The organism is Chthonomonas sp., from assembly GCF_035294165.1.
Lineage (GTDB): Bacteria > Armatimonadota > Chthonomonadetes > Chthonomonadales > Chthonomonadaceae > Chthonomonas.
In genome coordinates this window covers 1-9,125 of the sequence record NZ_DATGLN010000162.1, presented here as the reverse complement: position 1 = coordinate 9,125, position 9,125 = coordinate 1, and the positions used below count along the sequence as shown (strand labels likewise).

At 56.4% G+C, this 9,125-nt stretch carries 9 protein-coding genes and 1 riboswitch; of the genes, 5 read left to right on the top strand and 4 right to left on the bottom strand.

Annotation, left to right across the window (positions count from 1 at the left end; all coding sequences use genetic code 11):
* Positions 1-177 precede the first annotated feature (177 nt).
* Genes VKV29_RS08540 through VKV29_RS08530 form a run of 3 tightly spaced genes read right to left on the bottom strand, consistent with a single transcriptional unit; the run spans position 178 to position 2,143 of the window.
* Positions 178-693, bottom strand: a complete 516-nt coding sequence (locus tag VKV29_RS08540; RefSeq protein WP_324200886.1) for a hypothetical protein — start codon at positions 691-693, stop codon at positions 178-180.
* On the bottom strand, positions 690-1,430 hold the full coding sequence (locus tag VKV29_RS08535; RefSeq protein WP_324200885.1) for a DUF6062 family protein: 741 nt from the start codon (positions 1,428-1,430) through the stop codon (positions 690-692). Before VKV29_RS08535 ends, VKV29_RS08540 begins: the two co-directional genes overlap by 4 nt.
* Entirely contained in the window at positions 1,427-2,143 is a 717-nt protein-coding gene (locus tag VKV29_RS08530; RefSeq protein WP_324200884.1) for a DUF6062 family protein, read from the bottom strand. The genes VKV29_RS08535 and VKV29_RS08530 overlap by 4 nt, the downstream gene beginning before the upstream one ends.
* Positions 2,144-2,181: 38 nt before the next feature.
* Positions 2,182-2,267: riboswitch (Fluoride riboswitch) on the bottom strand.
* 78 nt (positions 2,268-2,345) lie between these two features.
* Between VKV29_RS08530 and gmk the strand changes: the two genes are divergently transcribed.
* Together gmk and coaBC are read left to right on the top strand one after the other, a co-directional pair.
* On the top strand, positions 2,346-2,966 hold the full coding sequence (gene gmk, locus VKV29_RS08525) for a guanylate kinase (RefSeq protein WP_324200883.1): 621 nt from the start codon (positions 2,346-2,348) through the stop codon (positions 2,964-2,966).
* Complete coding sequence (gene coaBC / locus VKV29_RS08520) at positions 2,963-4,219, top strand: bifunctional phosphopantothenoylcysteine decarboxylase/phosphopantothenate--cysteine ligase CoaBC (RefSeq protein ID WP_324200882.1); 1,257 nt, start codon at positions 2,963-2,965, stop codon at positions 4,217-4,219. Before gmk ends, coaBC begins: the two co-directional genes overlap by 4 nt.
* On the opposite strand, the gene VKV29_RS08515 is transcribed toward coaBC, so the two are convergent.
* Complete coding sequence (locus VKV29_RS08515) at positions 4,196-4,984, bottom strand: hypothetical protein (RefSeq protein ID WP_324200881.1); 789 nt, start codon at positions 4,982-4,984, stop codon at positions 4,196-4,198. The genes coaBC and VKV29_RS08515 overlap by 24 nt on opposite strands.
* A 71-nt stretch (positions 4,985-5,055) precedes the next feature.
* Here VKV29_RS08515 and rodA point away from each other — a divergent pair, with 71 nt between their 5' ends.
* The 3 genes from rodA to VKV29_RS08500 all read left to right on the top strand — a co-directional run.
* Entirely contained in the window at positions 5,056-6,159 is a 1,104-nt protein-coding gene (gene rodA, locus VKV29_RS08510) for a rod shape-determining protein RodA (protein ID WP_324200880.1), read from the top strand.
* Positions 6,160-6,463: 304 nt separating this feature from the next.
* A complete protein-coding gene (locus tag VKV29_RS08505; protein ID WP_324200879.1) occupies positions 6,464-7,345 on the top strand; it encodes a phytanoyl-CoA dioxygenase family protein in 882 nt (293 codons plus the stop codon).
* A 139-nt stretch (positions 7,346-7,484) separates the two neighbouring features.
* A partial coding sequence (locus VKV29_RS08500; RefSeq protein WP_324200878.1) for a DUF6785 family protein occupies positions 7,485-9,125 on the top strand: 1,641 nt, incomplete at its 3' end.

Here is a 9,125-nt window from a genome sequence, read left to right as displayed (position 1 = left end):
CTGCCACGAGGGGTAAAGGCGCTTTACGCCAAACTCCTTCTCCAGCTTGGCCAAAAGCTCCGGCTCGTCGTCTCCACCTGCAACCAGTTGCACGCCGGGCTGCTGCTGCCACAGGCGCAACTCGCCCCACACATGGTCGTGCGACATGCAGGCCACTCCAACACGATAGGTCCTCAATTAAAGGCCATCCCCTTCCTTACTAGAGTTCTCTATTATTTTCCCTGTGCCCGTACCCTCTTCCTGCACGCCCTGACGCCGAAGACGTTCGATCTGTTGGCGCATCCGCTCAACGGTTTTATGCATTTGAGCTACAACCGTCTCGAGTGCCTCGCGCTCTACCGACTCCAGAGGCCCGAATTTTGGCACGGTCTTCTTTGGGTCTAAATCCTCAACGATCTCTTCATCTAAATGCAGCAGCAGCACCGAAAGCCAATAGAGGGTTACGGATAGCCCTTCGCGATGTTCCTCATGCTGCTGTGCCTCCGGCAAAAGCTGCCTTATACAGGCCTGTAGGTCGTTGTGCATTTGCCGAAGCGAATCGGCGAAAACCGCCCACGAGGCGGCGTCGAGTGGGGTTAGTTTTTGATTGCTAGAGGGGCTACGCCCTTCACGGGCGATCTGCTCGATTTGACGGCTTGTCTCTTCCACCGCCAAAAGTGTGGCCATGAGATGGCGCTTGTGTCCGTCGGTCATAGCAAGCCTCCGCGTCTATCAAGAAAACCGCCCGCCGTCAGCGTAACGGCCTCTATCCATGCGTGGCGTTCGTCTTCCCTTAACTCATGGCGGTGGCGCACATCGTGCTTGTGAATATAGGCTTCTAAGCGTTTCCGACGCTGCTGCAGTTTGGTCTGAAAGTCATTCAGCAACCATCTAGCAACTTCCAAAGAGGGCCTTTGCTCCAGCAAACGCAGTAGGTGTGGCAAGCAGACCCCCCATGCCTGCAGATAGGTTTGCGCCAAGTCGGCCTCAAGCCCCTCTTCCGACAGATAGTCGCTCCAACTCTGCAGGGCAAACCTTTCGTTTTGGCGGCTATGCAGGCAGGCCAAACAGGTTTCTTGCGGGTGTAGCGCCGCCAAGATGCGCTCGAACACCTCATTCGGATCAAATTTGCGAAGCACCGGGCGCTTAGAGGAGGTTTCAAGCGCCTTCGCCGTTGCCGCTTCCAGTTGCTTCAGCACGCTCTCATAGAGGGTGGCCGTGCCTAGCCCATCTCTCTCCATCGCCCACTCTGTCTCGATAAGCATTTGGGCATGGCGTGCACAGAAGCCGGTAGAGGCCGCCAGATGCGCATGGATATCGGGCGCGAGCGTGTACTCATGGATGAGGGAGCGCATATAGCGTCGCTCATCCTCCTCTTGCATCCAGCAAAAAGGGCAGCACGGTTGACCGCAGGCCAGGCGAAATGTGGCGGTGAAGAGCGAGTGGCTCATAGGGTTGTCTCCTCCTTGTGCTGCAGGCCTGAAAGCTTACGCAGCGCACGCAGCCACACATTGCGCTCCGCACCCATAGGCTCGTCTCTAAAGCGGTAGTCGTTTTTACGAATGAACTCCCCCAGCTCTTCGGCAAGTCGGTGCAAGCGCTCTTGTTCCACCTTCTGCAAAAAGCGCCAACTTTCCGGTGTCGCAAAGCGGGCGACCATCTGCAAATGGGGGATGCAAAGGCCCTCCCCTTTGAGGTAGGCCGATTGAAGTTCAGGCTCAAGCAGGTCGCCGGCAAGAGCCCTAGCAAAACGCTCCGCGTCGCGCCTCTCCTCCTCGCATTCCGGGCAACCATGCTGTAAGAGGGTACGATCGCGGTTCTGAAGACGTTCTAGAGCGCGTTCGGCCAGGTCTTTATAGATAATGGCCAACCCTAAGGCGTTTCCGGGGTAAGCCGATTGTTGGGCGTGCCGTGCGCAAAAACCGAGGGAGGCGCGCAGCCGCAGACGTGTGGGAGGGTCGTTTACCTCCTCATGAAAAAGGAAGGAGAGACGACGCGCCCCGGCATCGGCAACGAGGCGGCAGAGAGGACAGCCCGGCTGCTGAACAGCAGAAAGAAGGTCGTAAAATAGGAGGTGCTTATCAGCTCGACGCTTTCGGAGGTGCCGGTGCACAAAAGAGGCGATGTTCCGCCAGGCGGCACCAAGACGCAGCCGTTTCAACATGTCTCCTCCTAGGCCCACCACAAGGCCCTTAATAAGAGTGTGAGCTAGGAGCCATCAGCTCAAAAGAGAGCGGTTTGGGCAGCAAAAACGCAACGCCCCGGCGGCCTCCATCGCCGATGTACAATGTAGCCCAAAACTTCGGCTCTGTCAAGTGTCGAAAGTTCGTGCATCCCTTTTAGGATTGTGCTATACTGCTTGCATTATGAGAGAAGAAGAGCAGACCGGCGAGGCGCTTTTGTTGCCGCATCAGCAGCGTGGGAACCTTCTAGTGGTATCCGGTCCCTCCGGTGTGGGGAAAGATACCATCATCGAAAAGGTTTTAACCCAAACGCCCGGAGTCGTACGAAGCATTAGCGCCACAACACGCCCGCCGCGCGAGGGCGAGAGAGACGGCCAGGACTATTTTTTTCTTTCCTTGCAGCAGTTTGAAGAGGCCGTGAAAGCGGGCAAGTTTTTGGAATATGCGCGCTACGGGAGTCACTATTACGGCACTCCGAAAGAGCCGGTAGAAAAACAACTGCAGCAGGGGCTGGACGTTGTGCTAAAAATCGAGGTACAGGGCGCTTTTCAGGTGAAGCAGATAGTTCCTACGGCGATCCTCGTGTTTATTGCACCGCCCTCCCTGCATGAGTTGAAACGTCGTTTAATTCAACGAGGAACCGAGAGCGAGGAGCGTATTAAAGAGCGACTACGCATCGCCCGTGAGGAGCTGGCGGTGTTGCCGCGATACGACTACTGCGTGATCAACGACTTGGTGGAAACGGCCTGTGAGGGGCTACGCGCCATTATCCTCGCCGAACGCTTGAGGATACGAAACGCATGAGTACCGAAGAGATGTTGCTTGCGGGCAAATCGCTCCTTTTGGGGGTCACCGGCAGCATCGCCGCCTATAAGGCTGCCGACATCTGCAGCCGCCTCGGAAAGCTTGGGGCGGACGTGCACGTGGTTCTCACTGCGGCAGCGACGCAGTTCGTTGGGCCTGCCACCTTTCGCGCTCTTACACGCAATCCTGTCCTTACCGATGTGTTTGAAGAGCCTCATGCGCGTCGCATTGCCCACATTGACCTGGCGCAATCCGCCGATTTGGTGCTTGTAGCACCGGCTACCGCCGATATTTTGGCGCGCATGGCCCACGGCTTCGCCGACGATATGCTCACCACCTGCCTTTTGGCCGTGCCCGTCTCCACGCCTCTGCTGGTGGCTCCGGCCATGAACACGGTGATGTGGCAACACCCGGCCACGCAGGCCAATCTACGCCTTTTGCAGGAACGTGGGGTTCACATTATCGAGCCGGAGTACGGCCTGCTCGCCTGTCAGGACGTGGGGGTAGGGAAGCTTGCCGAGCCGGAAACCATCGTTCGGCGGGTGGTGGACACGCTGCTCCCAATGCGCGATTACGCCGGCATCCATGTTTTGGTGACGGCCGGCCCCACGCGTGAGCCGCTGGACCCTGTGCGGTTTCTTTCAAATCGTTCGAGCGGTAAGATGGGCTATGCCATTGCAGAGCGCGCACAGCGCCGTGGTGCGAAGGTAACGCTGATCAGCGGCCCCACAAGCCTGGCCGTGCCGCCTGGTGTTGACGTGGTTTGGGTTGAAACCGCTTCCGAGATGCTTGATGCCTGCCAAAGCCACTTCCAAACATGCGATCTCTTCATTGCTGCAGCCGCCGTTTCGGACTATGCCCCGGCGCAGAGGGCAGCACACAAGCTGAAAAAATCGGAGCGGGAAGGCGACATCGTTCTCAGCCTATACCCCACCCCCGACATTTTGGCCACGTTGGCGCGGCGTAAAAGCCCCCATCAGGTGGTAGTGGGTTTTGCCGCCGAAACAGAGAACCTGCTGGAGCACGCCCGTCATAAACTCGAAGCCAAAAGGCTCGATCTTATCGTCGCCAACGACGTGACCCAGGAAGGGGCCGGCTTCGAGACGGATACCAATGTGGTGACGCTGCTGTGGTCGGACGGGCGTCAGGAGCCGCTGCCCTTGTTGCCCAAAAGCGAGGTGGCCGATCGGCTTTTAACGGCGGTGCGCCCGCTTCTTAAGGCGAAGCCTCTAAAACCCAATGCCGGCGCCTAAAAGGAAATAGCGGCCACGAATAAAACCCACGGTGAAGTCCGTCTCGGCACGAAGACCCATCTTTGTTTTCCAGGTCGCCCAGAGAAGGCCTTCGTTGAAGCCGAATCCGTCGTACTCAATCCAGCCGCGCAGCCCCCGGCTTAAGGGCATACTTGCAGATGCGAACCCTTGACGAAATCGGCAACTACCGATGCCGGCGCTTACATAGAGTGGATGGCGCCAGGGCACACACCAGGTAGCCACGGCAAACACGGAGCGGGTGGAGGCGGCATCGCCGGGCACCCCCTCGCCGGCGGCTCCGCCATGCCCGAAGATGTCTTGAACGCCTACCGAGAAGGCCGGAGCGATAGGAGAGGAAGGTATCCAACCGATCTGAAGGTTGAGCGCTTGGTCCCACTGCGAGCTTTTGATGAGATCGGAAAAGGCGACGTTGAGGCGGCCAAACGTGTGCCCATAAAGGAAAACACCGCTGCCGTTTGTGTGGCTAATGCGAACATCCGGCAGGCTTGTGAAGCTCATTTTCGCGCCCAATATCCGTATTTCATCGTGGCCGGGAACGTAGGCGATGGGGGTAGAGTAGGCCGTTGGCCCTACAAGAGAGGGGTAGCCTTCGGCATCCACACCGAACCCTCCACCCGCCAAGCCGGAGAGGTTGCGATATTGCGGGTAGCGGTTAGGGCCAAGAAACGGATCGTTTTGTGCCTTGGCCGCTAAAAGGAGCCAACTGCTTAAAAGCAGCAGGGTCATCGTGTAAAGACATCTCACGGTTGCACCTCCTGCCCATGGCCTTTGTGACCTCAAAGAGGTCGTCGAAAGAAAACGAGGTGAACATCTCTATGCTCGAGCGACGCTTACGAAAAAACTTGGATTGGCCTCTTCTGCTGTTCACTCTCCTTTTGACGATTGTGGGACTCGTCGTTCTCTACAGCGTTACCCACGCCGATCCAAACCCCGCCTATAAAAAGCAGATTCTATGGATGGTGTTAGGGTATGGGGGGCTGATCGCGGCAACATGGATAGACTACCATATTTACCGGCGAACAGCACGCCATTTTTATGTTGTAAATCTCTTGCTGCTGACCTTGGTGCTCATTTTCGCCCACAAGACAAATGGGGCCGCGCGTTGGATACGGATCGCCGGCTTCGAGTTTCAGCCATCCGAAACGGCAAAACTCTTTATCATATTGACGTTGGGAACCTACCTTGCGAGGCATCAAGAGACCATAGGTAGCTGGCGCACCCTTTTCATGTCGCTTGGCCACATTCTCGTTCCCACCCTATTGATCTTCAAACAGCCCGATTTCGGCACCTCTTTGGTGCTTGTGGCGATTTGGGCGGGCATGGTGTTCATGGCCGGCGCCGATCTGCGCAAGATAGGTGCCCTCGCACTCGCCGGCATAGCTCTTTTTGCCGTTGTATGGCACTCCAACAAGATCATCCGTCCCTACCAAAAAGAGCGCCTTACAGTCTTTCTTGATCCTGAAGCCGATCCTTCTGGTTCGGGCTACCATGTGGTGCAGGCTCGCATCGCCATTGGTTCCGGTCGCATTTGGGGAAAAGGGCTGCTGCATAGCACCCAAGTAAAAGGGGGGTTTATTCCTGAGAAGCAGACCGACTTCATTTTTACCGACATCGGTGAGGAGTTAGGCTTGGTAGGAGGCATCCTTGTTATCTTAATCTATGCTGGGCTTCTTTGGCGGGGATATCATATCATTGCGGAGGTGGATGAAGACATCTACGGCAAGTTGGTGGCCACCGGGGTTGTGACGATGATCGCGTTTCATGTGGTTGTAAACATCGGAATGAACGTGGGCATTGTGCCGGTTGCCGGCGTTCCCCTGCCGTTAATTTCCGCCGGAGGAAGCAACGTGCTTGTCACGTTATTTAGCATTGGTCTGTTAGAGAGTGTATCTGTACATCGTCATCAGTTGCTTTTTTAGAAACGTTCAGGCGAGTTCTTCAAAACAGTCTAGGCATAGAAAAATCGCGGTGTTGCTCTGCTACTTTTTAGCCTTTTGGTGGGCTGTTGCGGAAATAATGCCAACATCGACTCTTCAAAGCAAAACCCCGCCGATTTGGCAAACAAGCAGATTCAGGCCATCGAAAACAACCCCCACATCCCACCTGCTGCAAAAGCCGCTGCTATTCAGCAGATACGTAGCCATCAGAACGTGGGGCCAACAGGAAAATAGAGGAGCCTTGCACAAACTAACATAGACCAAATCGAAATGGGGAGGTCTCACAATGACCCTGCTGACGCCGGAACAGGTCAAATCTTTTCATGAAGAGGGGGTGCTGGTGGTCGAAAACGTCTTTACAGAGGACGACCTTGCCCCTGTTATCGCGGAGTATGCCGATTGGGTGGAGAACAAAGCTCGGGTGCTGGCGGCCGAAGGCAAGATTCAAAACCTGTGTCCCGAAGCCCCCTTTGAACGGCGCATCGCTCTTCTCTACGCCCAGTGCCCTCAAATTACCGAAGGGCTAGACATCATGTATGTTCGAGGGCCTGCCACGTTCGCCTTTCTGCTTAACGAGCGTCTACTCGACATCGTCGAGCAGCTTCTCGGCCCCGAAATAACCTGTAACCCCATTCAGCATATCCGCCCGAAGCTGCCCGCAACCCTTACCGGTGAGGGAACCGGCTTTTACAACGTGCCATGGCACCAGGATGCTGCCGTAACATGGGAGGAGGCCGACAACTCCAACATCCTTACTTTTTGGATTCCGCTCGCCGATGCTACCGTGGAAAACGGCTGCATGGAGGTAATGCCAGGCGCTTGGAAACTTGGATATCTGCCTCATCAAGCCGAGGGGGGTACCACGATTCGCCCGGAGTGCCTTCCGAACATCCCGCCAAAGCCGGTGCCCGTGCGCAAGGGAGGAATGGTGATTATGCACCGCCATACACCGCATCGCTCTACCCCTAACTACACCGATCAGGTGCGCTGGAGCCTCGATCTGCGCTATCAGCCTACCGGCGAGCCAACCGGTCGCCCCTTTCACCCCGATTTTGTGGTGCGCAGCCGGCGCGACCCGCAAAGTGTGCTTCGGGACTACGCAAAGTGGTGCTCGCTTTGGGAACAGGCCTTGGCCAACTCCAAAGGAATGAAGGCCCATCGGGTGTAAGTCAAGACTCTCCCTCGCTAGGCGTTTTGCTAAAGTTGATTTTGAATCGCCTGGCGAGGGTTCCGCCGTTATAGACGGTTGTTGCCTTCCTACTGTGCTAGAATCTTCCTTAATTCCCTAAGCTTCATGGGAGACTTTCGTGAGTGCAGAGATGCTACCGCCAAATCCAATACCGTCGCCGCCGATGGGTTCCCCTCGCAAAACACGAGGGATGGGGATCACGCCGCGTGCATTCCTTATTGGGCTGCTGCTTATCCCCCTTATGTGTTTTTGGAACGAGTACACCGAGATCGTGGCGCAGGCCACCGACCTGGCCGCCATGTCGCTGATCATCGCGGTGGTTTTTGCTCTTTTCGTTATTCTGCTTATCAACTTTATGCTCAAACGCTACCTGCCCAAGTATGCGCTCACCCAGGCCGAGATCATGTACATCTACATCATGCAGACGGTCTCCATTGGCATTTCCGGCATAGGGATGATGCAGTTTCTCAACACCTTTCTGGCCGACGTCTTTTACTATGGCACTCCGGAGAACCATTGGAAGGAGAAGCTATTGCCCGCCGTGCGTCCCTGGCTGCTCCCGAAGGAGAGCGTGGTGAAGGCCTACTTTACCGGTCAATCGAGCTTTTGGCGCCTGGATCATATTTTGGGCTGGCTCTCTCCCATTTTGGTATGGTCGTTCTATATCATCGTCTTGCTTGGGGTGATGCTCTGCATGGCCACGCTTTTTCGACGGCAGTGGGCCGATCAGGAGCGCCTGAGCTTTCCCATCACGCAGCTGCCCCTTGAAATCAGCAAAGAGGGTTGGGCCAGCGAACTGTTTGCTAACCGTTTGCTCTGGGTCGGTTTCATTATTCCGGTGGTGCTCGAATCGCTGGCCTCACTTAACTATCTATATCCCAACATTCCCTTCATCCCCATTAAGCCGAGCGATCCGCGCCTCGATCTCACGCCTCTGTTCAGCAATCCCCCTTGGAACGGGGTAGGGTCGCTGCAGCTCTCTTTCTACCCGCTTGTCATCGGGCTAACCTACTTTTTGCCGCTCGACGTGGCGTTTTCGCTGTGGTTCTTCTATCTCTTCGGCAAAATGGAGAATGTGGTGGCTACAGCCCTCGGCTACCACCAGCCTGGCGCGAGCATGGCTGCTGCCGATATGCCGTATCTGGGCGAGCAGTCTGCCGGCGCATTTGTTATGGTAGCCCTCTTCGCGCTCTACGGAGCCAGGCGTCACATTAAGGCGGCGGCGCGCAGCCTCTTTTCGAGGGCGCAACGACGGCAACTCGACGATGCCAACGAGCCGTTGCCCTATCCACTTGCCTTGGTGGGCGCGGTAGGTGGGCTGATCTTCTTGGTGGCCTTCGGCATGGCCATCGGCATGAGCTGGTGGGTGCCGCTTGTGTTCTTCGTTCTGTTCTACTTCTACGTCATCACCTTCACCCGAATGCGGGCGGAGGCCGGGCTACCGTGGGGATTTGGGCCGGATATGAACGTACACAGCCTTATGCGGGCTGCAGGGGGTACCCAGGCTTTCACCCCCGCAGACCAGATCGGACTGAATATTTTGTTATGGCAAGACCTGGATATGCGCACAACCCAGATGCCTAACCATCTGGAGGCCATGAAGATCGGGGAGAGCACTCGGATGAATCTGCGCCACGTGGCCGCGGTCATTATGGTGGCGATTGTGGTTGGCACGTTTTCCTCTTGGGCCGCCGTCCTCACCTGCTACTATCAGTATGGCGCCGCCACCGCCAAGGTCAACGACTGGCGTACCTACATG

What these genes read in the sequence shown, in the direction of transcription:
- VKV29_RS08540 (WP_324200886.1), bottom strand. Translation starts at nt 693, where the DNA reads ATGACCGACGGACACAAGCGCCATCTCATGGCCACACTTTTGGCGGTG.
- VKV29_RS08535 (WP_324200885.1), bottom strand. Translation starts at nt 1,430, where the DNA reads ATGAGCCACTCGCTCTTCACCGCCACATTTCGCCTGGCCTGCGGTCAA.
- VKV29_RS08530 (WP_324200884.1), bottom strand. Translation starts at nt 2,143, where the DNA reads ATGTTGAAACGGCTGCGTCTTGGTGCCGCCTGGCGGAACATCGCCTCT.
- gmk (WP_324200883.1), top strand. Translation starts at nt 2,346, where the DNA reads ATGAGAGAAGAAGAGCAGACCGGCGAGGCGCTTTTGTTGCCGCATCAG.
- coaBC (WP_324200882.1), top strand. Translation starts at nt 2,963, where the DNA reads ATGAGTACCGAAGAGATGTTGCTTGCGGGCAAATCGCTCCTTTTGGGG.
- rodA (WP_324200880.1), top strand. Translation starts at nt 5,056, where the DNA reads ATGCTCGAGCGACGCTTACGAAAAAACTTGGATTGGCCTCTTCTGCTG.
- VKV29_RS08505 (WP_324200879.1), top strand. Translation starts at nt 6,464, where the DNA reads ATGACCCTGCTGACGCCGGAACAGGTCAAATCTTTTCATGAAGAGGGG.